Genomic DNA, 21399 nt, shown 5'->3' with positions numbered 1-21399 from the left:
CGGAACGCGCCAAGGCGAGACGACGTCCGCCGGACGACCACGCACCGATTTTCACGCACACAGGGTGTCGCCGTCAGGCGACCGGATTACTGACCTGCGCGAATGTCGCTGCGTACCAGGACGTGCCGCGTGGGTGCGCGTTGATGTTGCTGCGACGCAGTACCTGGCCCGCACGGCCTCGGCACATTGTTTGCGCCTCGGTGAGGCGGTCGTCAGCCCTGCGGCAGGAAGGCTGTCGACCGGATGTGCCCGGCGAGTCCACGGATCGTCCAGTGGCGCTCGACAGGGCACTCGTGGCGTCCGACGGGCTCGACCCCGGCACGGGGCAGCGGGCGGTCCGTGCGAGTGAGGTCAGCGATCGGCTGGTTCCACCGGCGGTGTCCGATGCCGACGCGTTCAACGGCATTTGTGGTGGCGGCACTTGGGGCTGGTTGTCGAGGTACCCCGGGTGGGGGCGGCAGTGCTGGTCGCCTTCTTGCCGGTCTTGCCGCCCCGCTTGCCGGTGGACGCGGAGGGAGAAGGGGAAGGGGCGCCGAATTCGTCAGTGCCGTGGCCGAGGGACGCGGGCGCGGGGAAGGGGGCCTCGGGCAGGCCGGCAAGGGCGTCGCGCATGTACTGGGTCCAGATCTCGGTGGGGATGTCGCCGCCGAACACCTTCTGCAGGCCGCCGACACCCACCAGCGACTGCAGCTGCGGGTGATTCGGGTCCTCTCGGAACAGGACGACGGAGGTGGCGAGTTGCGGGGTGTAGCCGATGAACCAGGCCGACCGGAAGTCGTCGGTGGTTCCGGTCTTGCCAGCCGCTGTCCTGCCGAGAGCCTGGGCTTTGGTACCGGTGCCACGGACGATGACCCCCCGGAGCACGTCGGTCACGTTGTCGGCGACCGCCGCCGGCAGGGCCCGCACGGGGGCGGGGGCGGTGAAGTCGGTCAGTGCCGATCCGTTGTGGGTCACCTTGGTCACCGAGTACGGGGTGGTCTGCATTCCACTCGCGGCGAAGGTCGCGTAGACACCTGCCATCCGAATGGCGCTCGGTGTCGAGGTGCCGATGTAGAAGCCGGCGCTCGGGGCGGCGAGGCTGCCGGAGCGCAGGCCGAGGGCCTGCGCTGTCTTCGCCACGTTCCCATAGCCGACGTCCTCGCCCAGTTGCACATACGGCGTGTTGACCGACTGCTCCATCGCCTTGCGCAGATCGATGTAGCCCCAACGGTAGGTGGTGTCGTTGCGCTGGTGGAGGAGCCCGGTGGGGTCCTCGGGGTCGGTGACGTAGTTGCCCTGCTGGTCCTTGATCTGGATGCCGTCGTCACCGTTGAACTTGCTGTCCGGGGTGATCGGCTGCGGGGACTTGCCGGGTCGGAGTACGGCGCCGTGCTGGATCGCGGCGGCGAGGACGACTGGTTTGAAGGTCGATCCCACCGGGACGCCGGAGGTGTCGGCGTTGTCCGAATAATGGGCGTTGTCGAAGCCGGTACCGCCGTAGACGGCCAGGATCCTGCCGGTCGCCGGATCCACCGAGGCGCCTCCGACCTGGACGTCGCGGTCTACCGACCGGTGGGCGGGGTCGAGACGTTCCTTGCGTACCTTTGCGACGGCCCGGGCCAGGTCCGCCGTTTTCTTTCTGTCGAAGGTGGTGTGGATCTGGTAACCGCCCCGGCTCAGGCTGCTGTCGGTGATGGTCCGGTCGTGCCCCTGGAGATACGACCTGGCCAGTTGGACCAGGTAGCCCGTCTGTCCCGCGAGCCCCGAATCGGGGGTCCACTTCGTGGGCACGGGGAAGCCGGCGGCCGCGTACCGCGCGCGCTGTTGCGGCGTCAGTTTGCCGGTCGTCACCATGCGGTCGAGCACCCAGGACCAGCGTGCTTGCGCCTGTGCCTTGGCCGCGGGGTCGGAGTCCGCGTACTGGAAGAGGCTCGGCTCGTTGACCGCCGCGGCGAGAAAGGCTCCCTGGCTCACGTCGAGCTTCTCCACCGGGAGGTTGTAGTACATGCGGGCTGCGGCCTGGATGCCGTTGGCCTGACGGCCGAAGTAGCAAGTGTTCAGATACCCCTGGAGGATCTGCTGCTTGGTCATGACGGCGCCGATCTTGGTGGAGATCAGCAGTTCCCTGAACTTGCGTGAGATCGTCTGTGACTGGTCGAGGTAGGTGTTCTTCACGAACTGCTGGGTGATCGTCGACCCGGACTGGACGGACTGGCCCTCGGCCATGTGAACGACGGCGCGGAGGATTCCTTGCGGGTCGATGCCCGGGTCGGTGTAGAAGGACGAGTTCTCCGCGGCGATGAAGTCCCACTGCACGTTGGCGGGCACCTGCGCGAGGGTGACGTTCTGTCGGTTGACGCTGCCGTCGGTCGCCAGGACCGTGCCGTCGGACCAGTAGTAGACGTTGTTCTGCAGAAGTGTCGAAGGATTGGGGTCGGGGATGGTGACCGTGGCGTAGGCGTAACCGATGGCCGCTGCCGTGCCGCCGAGACAGAGCAGGAAAAGTGCCAGTATCTGACGCACCGACGGCAGCCAGCGGCGCGGACCCGTCCTGTCGCGGCGCGGGTAGTCGATCCACCGTTTCTTCTGCGGCGTCGTTGCCCGGGCGCGCGGTGACGTGTCGGGTCCTGGGGCCCGGTGCCGTGAGGCCCGGCGGCCCGTGGCGCGGTCACCGGCGGCACGCATGCCACCGATGGAGCGCTGCGGCGGTCGGCGCCTGTGTCCGCTCATGGGCTCTGATCACTGTCCTCTCAGTACAACTGCGGCGTCTCGTACGGTCAGGGCTGCCGGAAACCGGGGTGGGGTGGGGGCTGCAGGAAGCCGTCGTACGGTGTCGGCTGCGCAAGGTCGGGTGCCTGCGGGGTGACGTCATCGCGGGCCGCAGCGGCGCCCACCGGGGCCCGCAGGCTGCCGTACCGCTCCATGCGCTGCCATCGCAGCCGTGAGCCCGACACGGCGGTGAAGACGGACTGGATCACCACCAGGTACATCAGCTGCCGGTAGACGAACTGCTGCAGCGGCAGGCTCCACAGCGGGCCGGGCCGTTCTCCGTCCAGGCGGAACGCGTACAGGCCCATCAGGAGTTGCAGCAGCAGGAAGGCGAGCCACAGCGCGGTGATCCGGACCGGATCAAGGAAAACCAGCCCGTACAGGGCGAAGATGTCCACGACGGGTGCGAGCAGCGGCAGCAGTACCTGGAAGAGCAACAGGTAGACCAGGCCTCGACGGCCCAGTTTCCCGGCCGCACCGCGCTGCACCAGCGCGCCGCGGTGCTTCCACATCGCCTGCAGGGTGCCGTAGCACCAGCGGTACCGCTGGCGCCACAGGGCGTTCAGTGACGCGGGCGCCTCCGTCCAGGCCCTCGCGCCCTCCTCGTACACCACGCGCCAGCGGTCGCGGCACAGCGCCATGGTGAGGTCGGTGTCCTCGGCGAGGGTGACGTCACTCACGCCGCCGAGGTCCAGCAGCGCCCGGCGGCGAAACGCGCCGACCGCTCCGGGTACGGTCGGCATGCATTCGGCGAGGTCGAACAGGCGGCGGTCCAGGTTGAACCCGACCACGTACTCGATGTGCTGCCAGCGGCCCAGCAGGCCACCGCGGTTGACGACCTTGGCGTTGCCCGAGACGGCGCCCACGCGAGGGTCGGCGAAGGGCTGCACGATCGTGCGGACGGTGTCGGGTTCGAAGACCGTGTCGCCGTCGACCATGACCACCAGCTCGCAGGTGGCGGCTGCGAGTCCGGTGTTCAGTGCCGCGGGCTTGCCGGCGTTCTGCTGCCGGATCACCCGCACCGGCAGGCGGAGCGATTCCACCAGGTCGGCGGTTCCGTCGGTCGAACCGTCGTCCACCACGACGATCTCGACCGGATGGTCCGAGGCGAGCAGTGAGCGCACGGCCGCCTCGATCCCGGCGCTCTCGTTGTACGCGGGGACGATGACGCTGACCGGCTCGGTCACCGGCGGCCCCCAGTACCGGCCCCGGCGTCCCGTCCGCAGGCGCCGATGCCGCCGGGCGGCGATCAGTACGACCGCCGCACGCAGCACGCTGATCGCTCCGGCCGCATACATCAGCAGGCCCAGCAGCCACACAACCCAGTCGCCGCCCTGCAGCACCTTGATCAGGGCCAGCCCCTGCAGATGGTCGCCCAGCCCGGCGGGCTGCACGGGTGCGGCCATGCCGACCGCGTCGGAGACCGTCGCGAACGTGAAGCCCTGTGCCTCGAGCCGCGGTATCAGGGACCCCAGTGCGGCGACGGTCTGGGACCGGTCACCGCCGGCGTCGTGCATCAGCACGATCTGCCCGGCGTGGCCCTGCGGTGTCGCATGGGCGAGGATGCGCTCCACGCCGGGACGCTGCCAGTCCTCGGCGTCCCTGGTCGTGAGCACCGTGACATAGCCCGCCGCGCCGGCCTGCTTGAGGACGGACCAGTCGGCATCGCCCAGTGCGTCGTTCTCCGATGAGTACGGCAGCCTCAGCAGTGCGGTGGTGACCCCCGCGGCGCCGGCGACCACCAACTGGGTCTCGCGCAGTTCCAGGGAACGCTGCCACGGGGCGAGGTGGGCCAGGTCGGGATGGGTGAAGGTGTGGATGCCGATCTGGTGGCCGTCGGCGACGATCCGGCGGACCAGTTCCGGGTGGGCGACGACCTGGGTGCCTACGACGAAGAAGGTCGCGTGCACGTGGTTGCGGCGCAGCACGTCGAGGATCCGTGGAGTCCAGACGGGGTCCGGGCCGTCGTCGAAGGTCAGCGCGATGGTGCGGGCCTTCACGTGGGCGGTGTGCGGGGAGGTGTCGGCGTTCGCGATCACCGGGCCGCCGTGGACCACCTGGCTGGGTACCGTGCCGTTCCGGCCACGGGCGCCGGCCACGTCGTCCGATGTGATACCGAACATGTGGTGGGTGTAGCCCTGCAGCAGCAGGGCCGTCGACAGGGTCACCGCGAGCACGCTCAGCAGCAGCCAGTGGGTGCGGGGGGTGATCTGGCGTGTGCGGGTGCGGGTGCTGCGTCGAGGAGGGGCGTTGTGGCGTCTGCGGTCGGTCACGTCAGGGGGCCTTGGATCACTTCACGGGCTTGTGGGACGAGCCGATCGCGCGGCCCTCGGAGGTGGGGTTGGCGGTCGAGGCCGGGTGGGTGATGCCGGTGGGCACGGGCGTGGCCGCAGGGGTGGCGGAGGGTGTCGACCGGTCGGTGGGGCCGGAGGTCTGCTGGACCGCCGCGGGGCTGGGGTTCTGCGCCGTCGTGGGGCGGGAGTTCCGCTGCGCGACGGCCGGGTTCGCGCTCCCTGCGGAGTGGCCGGTGCCGGGGGACGAGTCGGGCGTGGTCGCCCGGGGCGTGGGCGTGTGCGTGAATTCCGGTTGCGGGACGAACGGGGCGCTGAGGCTGGGGCCGCCCAGCACGGCGCTGATCAGCAGGGCGACATAGCCGCCGGCAGGGATCACCAGCAGGCGGGCGGCGCGCAGCACGCGGCGCTGGCGTCGCCCCGAGGAATCCACGAAGACTGGCCGTACCGACTCGCTCTTCGGCGTGTCCGGTCCTGGTACGGGAGGGCCGTACGGGTCGAGTTCGGGAGGCGGCACGGTGAGGACGTCGCCATGGGGAGCGTCCCACGCCGTCGTGGTGGGGCCCGGCCCTGCGGTGTGGAGATGCGTCCAGGTGGCGCCGGGATCCATCACCGCCGCATGGGCGTCATCCGTCGGATGCGTCCCCTGCGCGAGGTGCACCGGGTCCCAGGACATCGTGGCCGTGTCGATGGCGGCGCTGCTGCTGTGCACGTAGCCGTGGGCATACGCGTACCCGGTGTCTTCGTACGGATCCTCGCCGTACGCTCCGCCGCTTTCGTCCGTCCATTGCACGAGTCGTGCCCCCTGTCCTGGCCGACCGACGCGGTCGTCCGCTTGGAAAGAGCACACTCGGCCGAAAGTGTTACACCTCAACGTCGCAGCACAGGATGATGCGACCGAAAGGTGCGGATCAGGCATGAGATGACCTTCACCCGACGTCGTGCATGCCGCGCAGAAGGGTGACTCAGGGCGGCAGCCACTTCACCACCGCCTCCCCGTGTTCGGCCGCCTGCGCGTAGAACGCCGTCAGCTCCTGGTGCGCCGCCTCGAAAACGCCTCGCGTCTCGGGCTCCGCGGTCACGCCGCCGTAGCGCGGCATCAGTTCGTCGCGGGCGAAGGCCCACAGCGCGTCGAAGTCGGCCACGGTCAGGAACCTGGCCACCCGGTGCGCCTGGGCCGCCGTCAGCACCAGGAACGGCGGCTTGCGCCGGTCGCGGTGGAACACCGGCCGGCCGCCGAGCACGACCTGGGACCGGGGCTCGCCCTCCGCGCGATGCGGGGAAACTCCGGCATAGAGGAGCTCCTGATCCAGATACCGCTTGTCCAGCACCTCCTCGCGGTGCAGGACCGTCTCCCGGTCGTCCTTGAACAGTCGTTCCAGCCAGTTCACGCTGTTGCGCAGTGCCGGAGGCGGCACCGCGCGCAAATGGAAGTTCGTGTTCATCACAGAAGGAGCGCACGGGGGCGCCGAACCATCACTCCCCCGGCGGCCCCGCCCCCCGTACCGGGAAGATCCCTCGACCGTCGTGCGGACGAGGTGGGGGGTCCGGCGCCGGTTGCCGGAATCCCGCGGAACCGGGTGACGGATCGGCCGCCCACCTCGCTTTTCCGTATGTGACGACAGAGCAGGAGACGAGACCCCATGCCGCGGCCAAGCCCGTGCGGTGGGCGGCGGACACGGTGGCGACGATGCGGGAGGGGGCGCGGCTGCGCCTCGACTACTCGGCGGCGAGCCTGTGGCGCGTCGACCGGATGATCGACGAACTGCGGCGGGAGGAGACGCCCCACGCCGCCGTGGAGAGCGTGCTTCGCGGCTTCGGGGCGTACGCGGGTGAGGTGATCGTCCGCCAAGCGGGCGCCGAGTGGTGGGCGGCGGGCGGCGACCACTGGATCCGCACGGCCGACGGACGGCTGTGGGATCCCATCGACGAGGCCCGCCGCTGCTTCGCCGGGAACGGCTCGCTGCGGCTGCTGTGCCGCGACGCGACGGCGGGCGCACCCGGATCCCGGGACCGGCCGCCCCGGTGAGGACCGTGATCCGTACCTGACCGCGCCGTGGGTAGATGCGTGTGGGGCGGCCGGACCCCGTGCAGTGGGCGGGGTCCCGGCCGCCCCGGTCCCTCTCCGTGCCGCTCCCGGGGTGGAGTCCAGAGCCGCACGGGGGGAGGTCTGGGGAGTTGGGGGTTGCGGTTCCGGCGTCCGGCCGGGCGGTCGCCGTCGGCCCGTTCGACCCGGACCCCGGCACTCACACAGCGCACGGCCGGCGCGAAACGTCACCCGGCCGGGACGGCACCGGTCGCAGACCGCCGTCCCGGCCACCGGATCCGCGGGGCGCCGACGAGCTGTGACGCAGTCCGTGAGTCCCGGCGCGGGTACGTGTCCCCGACGCGGCGCGGCTCTCGGAGCCGCCGCACCTGCGGCTCGGTAGAGGCACCCGGGCACCCCGGCACCCGGCGGCGACGTGAGGAGCACCCGCTGCGTTGTGACACTTCTGTGACGACTGACGCTGGTCAGCATGGGACCGTCGATGCGACCGGAACGCGTGGACGGCACGGACTCGCTATGGACCCGGTACGAACGAGGACAGTCTTGGGCCAGGGACGACAAACCCGGGGCGTACGGTCGTACGACGGGGAATTGGGCGCGGCAGTCGCACGGGCCCAGGACGGGGACGAGACCGCTTTCGCGGCCGCTTACCGGATCGTGCAGCCGGGCCTGCTCGGCTACCTGCGCGGACTTGTCGGCGACGACGCGGAGGACGTGGCGTCCGACGCCTGGCTGGAGATCGCCCGTGACCTCGGACGGTTCAAGGGGGACGGGACCGGTTTCCGCGGCTGGACCGCGACCATCGCCCGGCACCGGGCACTGGACCATCTCCGCCGCCAGCGCGTGCGGCCCCGGTCGGGGGCGATGGAGCAGGACGTACTGGACCTGCCCGGCCCGCACAGCACCCACGAACAGGCACTGGAGTCCCTCTCCACCCAGCAGGCCCTGGAACTGGTCCGCGGGCTGCCTCGGGACCAGGCCGAGGCCGTGCTCCTGCGGGTCGTCGTCGGCCTGGACGGCACCGCCGCCGGACGCGTCCTCGGCAAGCGCCCGGGAGCGGTGCGCACTGCTGCCCACCGAGGTCTGAAACGCCTCGCCCGTCAGCTGGGTGTCGGCAGTGAGGCGGGAGAGGGTGTGACGCATGAGGCTTCCCGAACGCTGGGGGAGTCGAACGAACGACGACGGCGACAGTGGTCCAGCGGACAGGCACCTGGGCCCAGCACGCCCGACGAATCGAACATGTCGGACAGAAACGGAAGCGGACATGGGTGAACGGCAGAACGGCGACGGAGTTCCGGGCCGTCGACGTGTGCACCCTGGAGGCGCGGTGTCCGGCCCGTGGGACGTACGTGACGACGCCGCGCTGGAGACGGTGCTGGCAGCCGTCCTACGTGAAGGCGATCTCGACCCGGAGGCCGAGCAGCAGGCCGTGGCCGCCTTCCGGGCCGCTCGCGGCGCGGGTGCGCACCGCGCGCGTTCCCGGCGCCGGGACGACTGGCGGGTGCCGTCGGAGCGGCGGGCCGGGCGCCCTGTGAAGACGACGTTCGGCGTGGTGTTCGCCAGCCTCGCCCTGGGCGGCGCAGCGGTCGCGGCCATCGGTTCGGTCGGCTCGTCCACCGACGGGGCCGGCCGGGGGACGACGCACCCGTCGGCGGTCGCTCCGGACCGGCCGGACGATGAGACCTCGTCGGCGTCCTCCGGCGGACACGGACCGGCGGACAGGCCGTCCACCGCCCAGGACACCGAGGCCCACTGCCGCGCCTACAAGCAGGTCAAGGACCGCGGCAAGGCGCTCGACGCGACGGCCTGGCAGCGGCTCGTCGCGGCCGCGGGCGGGGAGGACAAGGTCGCGGCGTACTGCTCCGAGCAACTGGCGCGGGCGACAGCGAAGCCGGGCAATACGGGTAACACGCGTAAGCCCAGCAAGGGCGCCGGCAAGGGCACGGCCGGGAACACCGGGGCCTCCGGCAACAACGTCGGCGGTACGGGCAACTCGGCCGAAAACGGGCAGGCAAGCGGCGACAAGGGCAGCGGGAAGGACAAGTAGCCCCTGCGCCCGTCGGCCGGGCCGTTCGCCCGGCACAACTCCCGGCTCGGCCTGGCACGCGGCCCGGCCCGCGCATGCCCGCCCCGTGTCAAGCCGTCCGCTTGCGACCTGACGTCTTCTTCGCCGCGGCCTTCTTCGCTGTGGTCTTCTGCGCCGCGGTCTTCTTGGCCGCCGTCGTCTTCGTCGTCTTCTTCGCCGCGGAAGTCGGCTTCGCCGTGGTCTTCTTCTCTGCGGCCTTCTTGGCCGACGTCTTCTTCGCCGTGGTCTTCTCCGCGGCCTTCTTGGCCGCCGCCTTCTTCGCCGTCGCCGTCGACTTCTTCCCGCCGACCTCCTTCGGTGCCGTACGCGCCGGTTTCCGGGCCGGCAGGCGCCTGACCTCGGCCTCCTTGGCCTCCTCGGCCGTCCCCGCGCCCCGCGACGCCCTCGCCGCGCGCACGCTCTTCTCCAGAGCCGCCATCAGGTCCAGAACCTTGCCGCCCTCGGGTTCGGGCGCCTGCGGCAGCTCCTTGCCCTCCGCCTTCGCGGCGATCAGCTGCTCCAGCGCCTGGCGGTACTCGTCGTGCAGATCGTCCAGGTCCACCTCGCCCAGCATGTCCATCAGCGCGTCCGCCAGGTCCAGCTCCTTGTCACGGACGGTGACCCTCTCGTCCGGCGCCACCCCCTCCGGCGCCCGGATCTCGTCCGGCCACAGCAGCCCGTGCATGCCGAGCACGTCGTCGACCGCACGCAGCATCCCGAGCCGTTCACGCCCCCGCAGCGCGTACTTCGCGATGGCCACCTTCCCGCTGCGCCTGAGCGCCTCCCGCAGCAGCGCGTACGGCTTGGTGGCCGGAACGCCGTTCGCGGAGAGGTAGTACGCCGTGTCCAGCTGCAGCGGATCGATCCGGTCCCCCGGCACGAAGGCCATGATCTCGATGGTCTTGGCGGTCGGCAGGGGCAGCTTCGCCAGGTCCTCGTCCGTGATCGGGATAACCGTGCCGTCCGCGTCCTCGTACCCCTTGCCGATCTCCGCCTGGGGGACCTCGTGGTCCTCCAGCTCGCAGACCTTGCGGTAGCGGATCCGGCCGGCGTCCGCCAGATGGATCTGCCGGAAGGAGATCGAACGGCTCTCGGTGGCGTTCATCAGCTTGACGGGGATGCTGACCAGGCCGAAGGAGATGGTGCCGTTCCAGATGGATCGCACGTGCCGCACCTTTTTCATGGAGATCGGGCGATTTCATGGGATTCTCATCGTATGACGCCGATCACAGAGGTGGAGGGGCGACGGCTCGCGCTCAGCAACCTGGAGAAGGTTGTCCATCCGGCGACCGGCTTCACCAAGGGCGAGCTGCTGCACTACTACGCGATCACCGCGGACGCGCTGCTGCCCCACCTCCGCGACCGCCCGTTGTCCTTCCTGCGCTACCCGGACGGACCGGACGGCCAGGTGTTCTTCGCCAAGAACGTGCCGCCGGGTACGCCCGACTGGGTCACCACGGCCGACGTGCCGCGCTCGGAGGGCCCGGCCCGCATGGTGGTGATCCAGGACCTGGCCAGTCTGATGTGGGCGGCCAACCTCGTCACGGAGTTCCACACCCCGCAGTGGCGCGTCGAGGCACCCGACGAGGCGGACCGGCTGGTCTTCGACCTCGACCCGGGCGCACCCGCTACCGTCGTCGAGTGCTGCGAGGCCGCCCTGTGGCTGCGGGAGCGGCTAGCGGCCGACGGGATCGAGACGTACGCGAAGACGTCGGGGTCGAAGGGGCTGCATCTGCTGGCGGCGGTGGAGCCGACGCCGGCGCGGCGGACGTCGGAGTACGCCAAGCAGCTCGCCGTGGAGGCGGAGAAGGCGATGCCCCGCCTCGTCGTGCACCGCATGACCCGCAGTCTGCGGCCCGGGAAGGTCTTCGTGGACTGGAGCCAGAACGCGGCACGCAAGACTACGGCGGCGCCCTACACGCTGCGTGCCCGGGCAGAACCCACCGTGTCGGCGCCGGTGACCTGGGAGGAGGTGGCCGACTGCGCGTCCCCCGGCAGCCTCGTCTTCCGCGCGCCGGACATCGCCCCCCGCCTCCAGGCGTACGGCGATCTACTGGCCCCGCTGCTCGACCCCGCCCACGCCGCGCCGCTGCCCTGAACCCGTCACACCCTCGACCATGTGTGCCGGTCCCGCGCCATCGCGTGCAGGGCCTCCACGTCCGCCGGCTTCAGCATGCCGCCCAGGCGGGCCAGGCCGGGAAGATCCGTGTCCTTGAGGATCCGGATCTCCCGCGGCGCCGTGGTGACCTCGAGACGGGCGGGCTCCACCAGCACCAGGACCGGGTGGACCTCGGCGGTCAGCGCGTACGACGCCCGGCCCGCGTCGGCGCGCACCCTGCGCAGCAGCGGCTGCGGCTCCTGGCGGCCCACCGTGACCATCGGGTCGGCCACGAGGATCCGCTGCCTGCGGGCGTGGAGCGAGCGGACGGCGAAGAGGCCGCCGGGGCCGATCACCAGGTGGTGGATGCGGTCCCCGCCGGGCAGCGGGACCGAGTGGAGAGTGTGCCAGCCCGCGCCCTCCAGCCGGTCGAGGGCCTCGCCGACCGTCTGCTCGGCGGCGAGCGCCCGGCGCCGCGGGTCGGGGCGCAGCCGGTGCGCGGGCCCCGGCTCGCGGTCCAGGGCGATCACCAGGGCCTCGCCGGGGCGGTTGGGCGCCAGGTCGTCGTCCGGGTGCAGGGTGAGCCGTGCCAGCTCGGCCGGGGTGGGGACGGGCGGCGGCCCCACCGTCACCGGCCCGGTCAGGAACGGTCCGAGCGCGTCGAGCACGTCCTGCCGCAGGTCCTCGCTGAGCAGGTTGACGCGGCCCGCCTCCCGGTCGTACCAGGCGACGTTCCTTCCGTCGGTGCCGCACACGTACAGACGTTCCTGCCCGTGCCGCCAGGTCGGTATGACGCGCAGTCCACTCATGCACCATCACCCCTCGACCATGGGAACAGGCGGGGTGCTCCCGGGGCAAGAACCCGGTTACCTTTGTGAGCAGTTGGGGAGTCGGTGGGAGGCGCCGTTGCGGACCCGCAGAAAGCAACCCGATGTTCCCGCTCCGGACAGCCCGTGGAGCGAGATCGTGCCCGGCCTGTGGATGGGCGGCCACGAATTCGCGGGGCACTCGGGGGAGCTGGAATTCGCTGTCGTACGTGATGAATTCGATCTGGTGCTGACCCTGTTGCGGCTGCCCGGACACGGGCCCGTCGACGGGGTCGAGCACCATGTGTGGCCTATTCCGGACGGTCCGCTCGACGGGACCCAGATCGCGGGCGTGATGCGGCTCGCGCAGGCCGCCGACGACGCTCTGGAGGACGGCCGCCGGGTTCTCGTCCGCTGTTACCACGGGTACAACCGCTCGGGTCTGGTCGTCGCGCACGCGCTGATCCGGGCCGGCCACACCTCCGACGAGGCGATCCGGATGATCCGCGCCCGCCGCGGGCCCTGGGCGCTGCACAACGAGCTGTTCGTGGAGTACCTGCGGGCGGGCCTGGACACAGCCCGTCTCCTGGAGGAACTCGCGGAGTGACGTCGCCGCCCGGCCATAGAGTGAGCAATCGGCCATCAGGCGACCAAAAGGACGTGTCCTGTGTTCCCCAGCCGCCGTGTGCGCGCAGCCCTGGGCCTCGCCGCCACCGCCCTGCTCCTGGCCGGGTGCGGCGACTCCGGGGCCCTGCGCGGGGCGGGCCCGACCGCCACCGCCGTCGGCCCGATGAGACTGTGGCCCCAGCTGCCGCCCGCCTCCACGCCGGCCCTCGACTACGGCGTGGCGGAGACCGAGATCGTCAAAGGCGTCACCGTTCCGGGTGACGACGTCCACCGGGTGGAAGCGCTGGACGTCGTCCGCGCCGAGGTCGCCGCGCACCCGGACGCCTACTCGGGACCGCACGCGATGTACGCCCAGACGCGCGACGAACTCCAGAACTGCGGCAAGAAGGGCACGCAGCAGAGGCGGAAGTGCCCCCTCCTGCGGACCTACTACCGCGATCTCACCGGGGACGGGAAGGACGACATGGTGCTCGGCATCCGCTTCCCGGGCGATCAGCTGGCGGTGCGCGTCTACGCCGTCGAGCACCACCGGCTGGTGCAGGTCATGGGCACCTCGGACACGATGATCAGCGTGGAGCTGGCGGGCCGCGACGTGATCATCCGCTCGCCGTCGACCCTGCCGGGGTACGAGTTCCGCACGGTGTGGACCTGGGACCCGCAGCAGCACGCGATGCTGGCGACGAGGGACGAGATCCTGCGGGTGGGCACCGCGCCCCCGCGCCGGCCGGTCTCGCCCGTCCCGTCGGAGAGCGCCCGATGACCTCCATGAGACGAACCCTGGGGCGGCTGCCCCACTGGACGGCCACCCTCACCTGGAAAGCGGCTGCTTTCATCGCCGTGATGTGCTGCGCTCTCGCCGCCCTGCTCGGTGTGCTCGTCCACGTCCAGGTCACCGACCGGACCGTCGGTGAGGCCCGGGGCCGGGCGCTCGACCGACTCACGGAGGCGGCACAGGCGTACGAGGCGGGTGACCGGCTGCCGCCCGGTGCGGGCATCGACCTGCCGGGACTGCCGGCGCGGCTGAGGCAGCTGGCCGCGGGCGGACGCCGGGGCACGATGGTGGGAACCCAGGACCCGCAGCCCACGATGTGGGCGGCGGGCCCCGCCGACGGCGGACGGGCGCTCGCCGTGCAGGTCGACTACGCGCAGGGCGCCCGCATCATCGCCGCCCTCGACCGGGCGATCCTGTGGTCCTCGGCGCTGGCCATCGGGGTGACGCTGCTCGTCGGGGCGTTCGCGGTGACCCGGGTGACCCGGCGGCTCCAGGTCACGGCGCAGGTGGCCCGGCGGATCAGCGCGGGCGATCTGGACGCCCGCGTGGACGACCCCCGCGCGAAGGACCCGACGCGCCCCCAGGACGAGGTGGCCGCGGTCGCCGGCGCCCTCGACACGATGGCGGCCACGCTCCAGGGCAAGCTGCTGAGCGAGCAGCGGTTCACCGCGGACGTGGCGCACGAGCTGCGCACCCCGCTGACCGGGCTGCACGCGGCGGCCGAACTGCTGCCGCCAGGGCGACCGACGGAGCTGGTGCGTGACCGCGTGGCCACGCTGCGCACGCTCACCGAGGACTTGCTGGAGATCTCCCGGCTCGACTCGGGCAGCGAGCGCCTGGAGCTGGACACCGAGCAGCTCGCGCCGCTGGCCGAACGGGTGGTACGGGCCTCCGGCACCCGGACGGAGGTGCGCGTGCTGCGCGACGCGCGCGTGGAGACCGACCGGCGCCGACTGGAGCGCGTGCTCGGCAATCTGGTGGCGAACGCGCACCGGCACGGACGGCAACCGGTGGTGCTGACCGTCAACGGTCCGCGGGTCACCGTACGGGATCACGGAGACGGTTATCCGGAGTACCTCCTGGCGCACGGGCCACAGCGTTTCCGTACGGAGAGCGGCGGGAAGGGACACGGTCTCGGGCTGACGATCGCGCTCGGACAGGCGGAGGTGCTGGGCGCCCGGCTGGAGTTCGCCAACGCCCCGGACGGCGGCGCGGTGGCCGCACTGACGCTGTCCCAGCCGGAACTCCAAGGTGCACCGGAACGGGCTGATTGAGGCCATATAACGGGACATCCCGTTCGCCGCTTGCTACGTTCCGCACATGATCGAGCCCGAGGCGTCAGGAACGAGGACGGTGGCGGACACTCCCGCGCCCGCCCTGCGTCTGCCCCGGCGCCGTGGCGTCGAGCTCGGCCTCATCACCCTCGCCGTCCTGCTCTCCATGTACGGCTACTGCGCCGTCGGCCTCGCGAAACACGGCACGATCCCGCCCGGCGCCACCCGTTACGGCGCCGGGCTCGGCGTGCTGGCGCTGCTCGCCCACTGCGCGGTGCGCCTGCGCGCCCCGTACGCCGATCCCCTGCTGCTGCCCATCGCCGTCCTGCTCAACGGCGTGGGTCTGGTGCTGATCTACCGCCTCGACCTGGAGACCCCGGGCGACCGGGCCGCCCCCACCCAGCTGTACTGGTCCACGGTGGGCGTGGCGCTCTTCATCGCCGTGGTGCTGCTGCTGCGCCACCACCGGGTGCTCCAGCGCTACACATACGTCTGTGTGGTCGCGGCCCTGGCCCTGCTCACCCTGCCGATCTTCTTCCCGGCGGTGAACGGCGCCCGGATCTGGCTCAGGATCGCCGGGTTCTCCATCCAGCCGGGCGAGTTCGCGAAGCTGCTGCTCGCGGTCTTCTTCGCCGGGTACCTGGCCGCCAACCGCCATGCGCTGGCCTTCACAGGCCGCCGCGTGGGGCCGCTGCAGCTGCCCACCGGGCGGGTCCTCGGCCCGGTCGTGGCGATCTGGCTGCTGAGCGTCGGAGTGCTGGTCCTCGAGCGCGACCTCGGGACCTCCCTGCTCTTCTTCGGGCTGTTCGTGGTGCTGCTGTACGTCGCCACGGGCCGCACGGGCTGGATCGCCGTGGGCCTGCTGCTCGCCGTCCTCGGCGCGCTCGCCGTCGGCCGGCTGGAACCACATGTGCACGCCAGGGTCGCGGACTGGCTGCACCCCTTCGCCTCGATCGAGGCGGGCCTCGGCCCCAACCAGCTCGCGCAGTCCCTCTTCGCGTTCGCCGCCGGGGGCGCGCTCGGCACCGGACTCGGCCTCGGCCACTCGATCCTCATCGGCTTCGCCGCCAAGTCGGACTTCATCCTGGCGACGGCCGGCGAGGAGCTGGGCCTGGCGGGCCTGTCGGCGCTCTTCCTGATCTACGCCCTGCTGGTGGAGCGCGGTTACCGGGCTGGCCTGGCGCTGCGTGACCCCTTCGGGCGCCTGCTCGCCATCGGTCTCGCGTCGATCGTCGCGCTCCAGGTGTTCGTGATCGCGGGCGGCGTGACCGGCCTGATCCCGCTCACCGGCATGGCGATGCCCTTCCTCGCCCAGGGCGGTTCGTCGGTCGTCACCAACTGGATCATCGTGGCGCTGCTGATCCGGATCAGCGACTCGGCCCGCAGCCAGTACGACGGGTCGGCGGCGCCGTGAGCCTCCCCCAAGGTCTCGGCTCCGCTCGACCAGGGGGAACCCCCACCATCCGCCGGGCGGCGGCGCTGTGCGCGCTGCTCCTGGTCGCCCTGCTGGTGAACGCCACCCGGGTGCAGATCTTCGAGTCCTCCCGCTACGACGCCAACCCCGCCAACCGCAGGCAGACGATCGCGCGATACGCCGAGCCGCGCGGCGACATCATGGTCGACGGCCGTGCGGTGACCGGCTCCCGGGACACCGGCGGGATGTTCCGCTACGAGCGCACCTACTCCGACGGCCCGCTGTACGCGCCAGTCACCGGCTTCGCCTCGCACGTGTACGGGACGACGCTGCTGGAGAACACGCAGGACGCGCTGCTCGCGGGCACCGACCCGCAGCTGGCGCCGCTCCCCTTGTGGAACGACCTCACCCGGGCGCGCAGCCCCGGCGGCAACGTGGTCACCACGCTCAACGGGGCGGCGCAGCGTGCGGCGTACCAGCGTCTGGCCGGTCGCACCGGCGCGGTGGCCGCGATCGACCCGTCGACCGGGCGGATCCTGGCGCTGGTCTCGGCACCGTCGTACGACCCCGGTCAGCTGTCCGGGTCGAGGGCCTCCGTCGCCCGGGCCTGGGAACGGCTGAACGGCGACGCGGCGCGGCCGATGCTCAACCGGGCGGTCCGGCAGACGTATCCCCCCGGTTCGACGTTCAAGGTGGTGACGGCCGCGGCGGCGCTGGACGCGGGAGTGGTGTGGGACCTCGACGAGCCGACGAACTCCCCGGATCCCTACCAACTGCCCGGTACGACGACCCGGCTGACGAACGAGGTGGAGGGCTGCGCGGACGCATCTCTGCGGTACGCCTTCGAGTGGTCCTGCAACACGGTGTTCGCGAAGCTGGGCGTCGAGGTCGGACTGCGGAAGATGACGGACACGGCGCAGAGGTTCGGCTTCAACGAACCGAAGCTGAGGATCCCGTTCGCGGTGGCGCCGAGCACGTTCGACAGGAAGCTGGACGGGCCGCAGCTGGCGCTGTCCTCGATCGGTCAGTTCGACACGCGGGCGACGCCGCTGCAGATGGCGATGGTCGCGGCGGCGGTGGCGGGCGACGGCTCGGTGAACGCCCCGTACCTGGTGGAAAGGACGACGACGAGGGCGGGCGCGCCGGTCTCGGCGACCGACCCGCGCACCCTGCACCGCGCGATGAGCCCGGCGACCGCGGCACAGTTGCGGGAGATGATGACGGACGTCGTGGCGGAGGGGACCGGCAGGAACGCGGCGATCCCCGGCGCCACGGTGGGCGGCAAGACGGGCACGGCCCAGCACGGCGTCGGCAACTCCGGACGGCCCTACGCCTGGTTCATCGCCTGGGCGCAGGCGGACGACACGGTGGAGCCGACGGTGGCGGTCGCCGTGGTGGTGGAGGACGCGGCGGGCCGGAACGGGGAGGTCAGCGGGGGCGGGGACGCGGCGCCGATCGCCAAAGCGGTGATGGAGGCGGTGTTGAAGTCCCAGCCGGACGACAGACGTTGACGAGGTCCGTCTGATGAGACGGGGGCTGTCGTACGCCGCGTCACCGACCTACCGTTCGGTCAATGACAGACACCGAGCAGTCCGCAGCCGCGTACGAACTCGCCCAGGTCAACATCGCCCGCCTCAAGGCTCCGTTGGACTCGCCGCAGTTGAAGGACTTCGTGGACGCGCTGGACCCCGTGAACGCGGTGGCGGACGCCTCGGACGGTTTCGTCTGGCGCCTGCAGAGCGAGTCCGGCAACGCGACGGACGTGCCGGTCTTCGGCGACGACTGGCTGTTCATCAACATGTCGACGTGGCGGGACACGAACGCGCTGACCGCCTTCATGTACCAGGGGCAGCACCGCGAGTTGCTCTCCCGGCGCCGTGAGTGGTTCGAACGCCTGCGGGAGGCGGTCACGGCCCTGTGGTGGGTGCCGACGGGGCACCGGCCCACGGTGGCGGAGGCGGAGGAACGCCTGCTGCACCTGCGGGCCCACGGACCGACGCCGTACGCCTTCACGCTGCGGACCTCGTTCCCGCCGCAGGACGCGGCGGCGGTCACCGACGCGGCACGGCAGGTCAACGAGGACCTGGAGTGCCCGGTCTGACGAGGCCGCTCATGCAGCCGGGCCGGGCACAGAGCCTCCCGGTGGCGCAGCCACTCCCCCGGCACCCCGATGATCCCGCCGGGAGCGGCCGGGAGCCCGCGGTTTCCGGTCCCCGGGCCCGCACGGGGACCAGGATCCCGCCGCGGCTCAGGATCCCGCCGACCCTGCCTCGATCGCATCCTCGACCTCCGCGACCCGCTCCCGCTCCTCCGTCGCGAAGCGTTCCGCGTCCAGTTTCTCGGCGATCTCCTCGTCCTGGGCCATGAGCAGGTCGAGATTGGAGTCGCCCATCTCGAAGACGCCCATGTCGACGTAGGCCTGCTGGAGGCGCTTTCCCCACAGGCCGATGTCCTTGACGCAGGGGACGATCCGGCTGAAGAGCAACTGGCGGAACAGCCTGAGGAATTCGGAGTTCTCACTGAGTTCCTCCGCCTCCGCCTTCGGGACGCCGAAGTTCTCCAGCACTTCCACCCCGCGCAGACGGTCGCGCATCAGGTAGCAGCCCTCGATGACGAATTCCTCGCGTTCGCGCAGTTCCGTGTCGGTGAGCTGCCTGTAGTAGTCGCGCAGGGCCATGCGGCCGAAAGCCACGTGCCGGGCCTCGTCCTGCATGATGTACGCCAGGATCTGCTTCGGCAGCGGCTTGTCCGTGGTGTCACGGATCATGCCGAAGGCCGCCAGCGCCAGGCCCTCGATGAGCACCTGCATGCCCAGGTACGGCATGTCCCATCGGCTGTCCCGGAGGGTGTCGCCGAGCAGCGACTGGAGGTTGTCATTGATCGGGTAGACCATCCCGATCTTCTCGTGCAGGAACCGGGCGTAGATCTCCGCGTGGCGCGCCTCGTCCATCGTCTGGGTCGCCGAGTAGAACTTCGCGTCCAGATCGGGGACGGACTCCACGATCCGCGCCGCGCACACCATCGCGCCCTGCTCGCCGTGCAGGAACTGGCTGAACTGCCAGGAGGCGTAGTGCCGGCGCAGCTCGCCCTTGTCCTTGTCCGTCATCTTCGCCCAGTACGGCGTCCCGTACAGGTTCAGCGCCTCATCCGGCGTGCCGAGCGGGTCGTTCGGGTCGACCTCCAGATCCCAGTCGATCCGCTTCTGCCCGTCCCACTGCTTGTCCTTGCCCTTCTGGTACAGGGCGAGCAGCCTGTCGCGTCCGTCGTCGTACTTCCAGCTGAACCGTGCGGCACCACTCGCGGGTACCTGCCAGAGAGGGTCGCCCGGGTCCTTGGCGTACAGCTCATGCGTCGGCATACAGCCCACGCTCACACGGGGTAGACGCCGCGTCAACAAGTCGGACTCAAGGGATTGACGTGCTTGCTGACAAGCAGTCTCATAAGACGCGACCGCCGGTAACGACGGCCCGTACGACGAGGTGGTGGGGACAGCGATGACGACCGTGACGGAAGCCGATGTGCTGCGCGACGCGCTCGGCCTGCTCAAGGACCGGGAGCAGGTGGCCGAGCGACTGCTGGCCTCCTCCGCCAAGCACTCCTTCGACCCGGACAGGGAACTGGACTGGGACGCGCCCTTCGAAGAGGGCAAGTGGTTCTGGCCGCCGGAGCTCGTGTCCCTGTACGACACACCGCTGTGGAAGCGGATGGGCGAGGAGCAGCGGATCCTCCTCTCCGAGCACGAGGCCGCCGCGCTCGCCTCGCTCGGCATCTGGTTCGAGATCATCCTGATGCAGCTGCTGGTGCGTCACATCTACGACAAGGCGGCGACGAGCGCGCACGTGCGGTACGCGCTGACCGAGATCGAGGACGAGTGCCGGCACTCCAAGATGTTCGCCCGGCTGATCGCGCACGGCGGGACGCCCTGGTACCCGGTGAGCCGGGCGCACCAGAACCTGGGCCGTGTCTTCAAGACGATCTCGACGACACCGGGATCCTTCACGGCCACGCTCCTCGGCGAGGAGGTACTCGACTGGATGCAGCGGCTGACGTTCCCCGACGAGCGGGTGCAGCCGCTGATCCGCGGCGTCACGCGCATCCACGTGGTCGAGGAGGCCCGGCACGTCCGGTACGCGCGCGAGGAGCTGCGCCGCCAGATGCTGACCGCTCCGCGCTGGTCGCAGGAGTTCACACGGATCACCTCCGGTGAGTTCGCGCGGGTGTTCTCGGTCGCCTTCGTGAACCCCGAGGTCTACACGAACGTCGGCCTGGACAAGCGGGAGGCGGTGGCTCAGGTGCAGGCGAGCGGACACCGCCGCGAGGTCATGCAGACGGGCGCGAAGAAGCTGACGGACTTCCTGGACGACATCGGGGTCCTGCGGGGAGTGGGCCGACGGATGTGGAGGTCTTCGGGGCTGCTCGCCTGAGCGTTCCGACCGGCTTGGGGCACCGTTTCGTACGACAACACGGTTACGCTGCGGAATATGACCTCCGAGGCCCCCACCCGCGCGTACCGTCGGCTCAGTGTCGAGGAGCGGCGCAGTCAGCTCCTCGACTCCGCGCTGTCCCTGTTCGCGCACCGCGCGCCCGAGGAGGTCTCGCTGGACGACGTGGCAGAGGTCGCGGGGGTCTCGCGGCCCCTCGTCTACCGCTACTTCCCCGGTGGCAAGCAGCAGCTGTACGAGGCCGCCCTGCGCTCCGCCGCCGACGAGCTCGAGCAGTGCTTCGCCGAGCCCCCGGAGGGGCCCCTCACCCAGCGCCTGGGCCGTGCCCTCGACCGCTACCTCGCCTTCGTCGACCAGCACGACGCCGGGTTCAGCGCGCTGCTCCAGGGCGGCAGTGTGGTCGAGACGTCCCGCACCACCGCCATCGTGGACGGGGTACGCAGGGCCGCGGCCGAGCACATCCTCATCCACCTCGGCGTGGAGGAACCCGGGACGCGGCTGCGGATGACCGTGCGGATGTGGATCACCGCAGTGGAGGCCGCCTCCCTGATCTGGCTCGACGAGGACAAGCAGCCACCGGTCGACGAACTGCGGGACTGGCTCGTGGAGCAGTTCGTGGCGTGCCTGGTGGCGGGCTCCGGCCGCGACGCGCAGACGACCGCCGTGGTGCGCGGCGCGCTGGCCCTGGAGAGCGCCGAGGGTCCGGTCGGCACGTTCGTCCGGCGCGTCCTGCCCGTGGTCGCCGACGCGGACCACCTGCTGTGACACGGCACCGGGCGGAGAGGACCGCGCCGAGGGCACCGGCCCCGTGAAGA

The 21399-nt window shown here is 71.0% G+C and carries 19 protein-coding genes; 12 read left to right on the top strand and 7 right to left on the bottom strand.

Annotated features, from left to right (window positions below; genetic code table 11):
• Positions 1 to 396: 396 nt before the first annotated feature.
• From ACZ3TS_RS28970 to ACZ3TS_RS28955, 4 genes are all read right to left on the bottom strand, one after another.
• On the bottom strand, positions 397 to 2709 hold the full coding sequence (locus ACZ3TS_RS28970) for a transglycosylase domain-containing protein (RefSeq protein WP_467623652.1): 2313 nt from the start codon (positions 2707 to 2709) through the stop codon (positions 397 to 399).
• Positions 2710 to 2756: 47 nt separating this feature from the next.
• Complete coding sequence (locus ACZ3TS_RS28965; RefSeq protein ID WP_467623650.1) at positions 2757 to 5021, bottom strand: bifunctional polysaccharide deacetylase/glycosyltransferase family 2 protein; 2265 nt, start codon at positions 5019 to 5021, stop codon at positions 2757 to 2759.
• Positions 5022 to 5037: 16 nt separating this feature from the next.
• Entirely contained in the window at positions 5038 to 5832 is a 795-nt protein-coding gene (locus ACZ3TS_RS28960) for a hypothetical protein (protein WP_467623648.1), read from the bottom strand.
• A gap of 172 nt (positions 5833 to 6004) precedes the next feature.
• Positions 6005 to 6484 (bottom strand): DUF1877 family protein, encoded by a 480-nt coding sequence (locus tag ACZ3TS_RS28955; protein ID WP_467623645.1) that lies wholly within the window; start codon positions 6482 to 6484, stop codon positions 6005 to 6007.
• A 170-nt stretch (positions 6485 to 6654) separates the two neighbouring features.
• Here ACZ3TS_RS28955 and ACZ3TS_RS28950 point away from each other — a divergent pair, with 170 nt between their 5' ends.
• From ACZ3TS_RS28950 to ACZ3TS_RS28940, 3 genes are all read left to right on the top strand, one after another.
• Positions 6655 to 7068 carry a hypothetical protein gene (locus ACZ3TS_RS28950; RefSeq protein ID WP_467623642.1) on the top strand — a complete coding sequence of 138 codons (414 nt, stop codon included), beginning with the start codon at positions 6655 to 6657 and terminating at the stop codon, positions 7066 to 7068.
• A gap of 534 nt (positions 7069 to 7602) precedes the next feature.
• Positions 7603 to 8358: an RNA polymerase sigma factor gene (locus ACZ3TS_RS28945; RefSeq protein ID WP_467623639.1), complete on the top strand. Its 756-nt coding sequence runs from the start codon at positions 7603 to 7605 to the stop codon at positions 8356 to 8358.
• Positions 8351 to 9133 carry a hypothetical protein gene (locus tag ACZ3TS_RS28940; RefSeq protein WP_467623636.1) on the top strand — a complete coding sequence of 261 codons (783 nt, stop codon included), beginning with the start codon at positions 8351 to 8353 and terminating at the stop codon, positions 9131 to 9133. The genes ACZ3TS_RS28945 and ACZ3TS_RS28940 overlap by 8 nt, the downstream gene beginning before the upstream one ends.
• Positions 9134 to 9221: 88 nt before the next feature.
• Here the strand turns inward: ACZ3TS_RS28940 and ku are convergent, their stop codons facing one another.
• Positions 9222 to 10316 (bottom strand): non-homologous end joining protein Ku, encoded by a 1095-nt coding sequence (gene ku, locus ACZ3TS_RS28935; RefSeq protein WP_467623633.1) that lies wholly within the window; start codon positions 10314 to 10316, stop codon positions 9222 to 9224.
• A gap of 51 nt (positions 10317 to 10367) precedes the next feature.
• On the opposite strand from ku, the gene ligD reads away from it, so the two are divergent.
• Positions 10368 to 11249 (top strand): non-homologous end-joining DNA ligase, encoded by an 882-nt coding sequence (ligD, locus tag ACZ3TS_RS28930; RefSeq protein ID WP_467623630.1) that lies wholly within the window; start codon positions 10368 to 10370, stop codon positions 11247 to 11249.
• 5 nt (positions 11250 to 11254) lie between these two features.
• Here ligD and ACZ3TS_RS28925 read toward each other — a convergent pair whose 3' ends face one another.
• Positions 11255 to 12058: a nuclease-related domain-containing protein gene (locus ACZ3TS_RS28925; protein WP_467623628.1), complete on the bottom strand. Its 804-nt coding sequence runs from the start codon at positions 12056 to 12058 to the stop codon at positions 11255 to 11257.
• A 97-nt stretch (positions 12059 to 12155) separates the two neighbouring features.
• Here ACZ3TS_RS28925 and ACZ3TS_RS28920 point away from each other — a divergent pair, with 97 nt between their 5' ends.
• The 6 genes from ACZ3TS_RS28920 (at position 12156) to ACZ3TS_RS28895 (ending at position 18243) form a co-directional block, all read left to right on the top strand.
• Positions 12156 to 12662 (top strand): protein-tyrosine phosphatase family protein, encoded by a 507-nt coding sequence (locus tag ACZ3TS_RS28920; protein ID WP_467623625.1) that lies wholly within the window; start codon positions 12156 to 12158, stop codon positions 12660 to 12662.
• A gap of 60 nt (positions 12663 to 12722) precedes the next feature.
• Entirely contained in the window at positions 12723 to 13442 is a 720-nt protein-coding gene (locus ACZ3TS_RS28915) for a hypothetical protein (protein ID WP_467623622.1), read from the top strand.
• Positions 13443 to 13447: 5 nt separating this feature from the next.
• Positions 13448 to 14728, top strand: a complete 1281-nt coding sequence (locus tag ACZ3TS_RS28910) for an ATP-binding protein (protein ID WP_467623619.1) — start codon at positions 13448 to 13450, stop codon at positions 14726 to 14728.
• 46 nt (positions 14729 to 14774) lie between these two features.
• On the top strand, positions 14775 to 16142 hold the full coding sequence (locus ACZ3TS_RS28905; protein WP_467623616.1) for an FtsW/RodA/SpoVE family cell cycle protein: 1368 nt from the start codon (positions 14775 to 14777) through the stop codon (positions 16140 to 16142).
• Complete coding sequence (locus ACZ3TS_RS28900; protein ID WP_467623613.1) at positions 16139 to 17653, top strand: penicillin-binding transpeptidase domain-containing protein; 1515 nt, start codon at positions 16139 to 16141, stop codon at positions 17651 to 17653. The genes ACZ3TS_RS28905 and ACZ3TS_RS28900 overlap by 4 nt, the downstream gene beginning before the upstream one ends.
• A 62-nt stretch (positions 17654 to 17715) precedes the next feature.
• Positions 17716 to 18243, top strand: a complete 528-nt coding sequence (locus ACZ3TS_RS28895; RefSeq protein WP_467623610.1) for a DUF3291 domain-containing protein — start codon at positions 17716 to 17718, stop codon at positions 18241 to 18243.
• A gap of 147 nt (positions 18244 to 18390) precedes the next feature.
• On the opposite strand, the gene ACZ3TS_RS28890 is transcribed toward ACZ3TS_RS28895, so the two are convergent.
• Positions 18391 to 19500, bottom strand: a complete 1110-nt coding sequence (locus ACZ3TS_RS28890; protein WP_467623607.1) for a ferritin-like domain-containing protein — start codon at positions 19498 to 19500, stop codon at positions 18391 to 18393.
• Between the two features lie 136 nt (positions 19501 to 19636).
• On the opposite strand from ACZ3TS_RS28890, the gene ACZ3TS_RS28885 reads away from it, so the two are divergent.
• A complete protein-coding gene (locus tag ACZ3TS_RS28885) occupies positions 19637 to 20566 on the top strand; it encodes an AurF N-oxygenase family protein (protein WP_467623604.1) in 930 nt (309 codons plus the stop codon).
• Positions 20567 to 20623: 57 nt separating this feature from the next.
• Entirely contained in the window at positions 20624 to 21349 is a 726-nt protein-coding gene (locus ACZ3TS_RS28880) for a TetR/AcrR family transcriptional regulator (protein WP_467623601.1), read from the top strand.
• Positions 21350 to 21399 lie beyond the last annotated feature (50 nt).

Source organism: Streptomyces sp. NPDC022910 (genome assembly GCF_055561075.1).
Note: the sequence above shows the minus strand (reverse complement) of the source record. Positions and strands in the feature narration are given on the sequence as shown.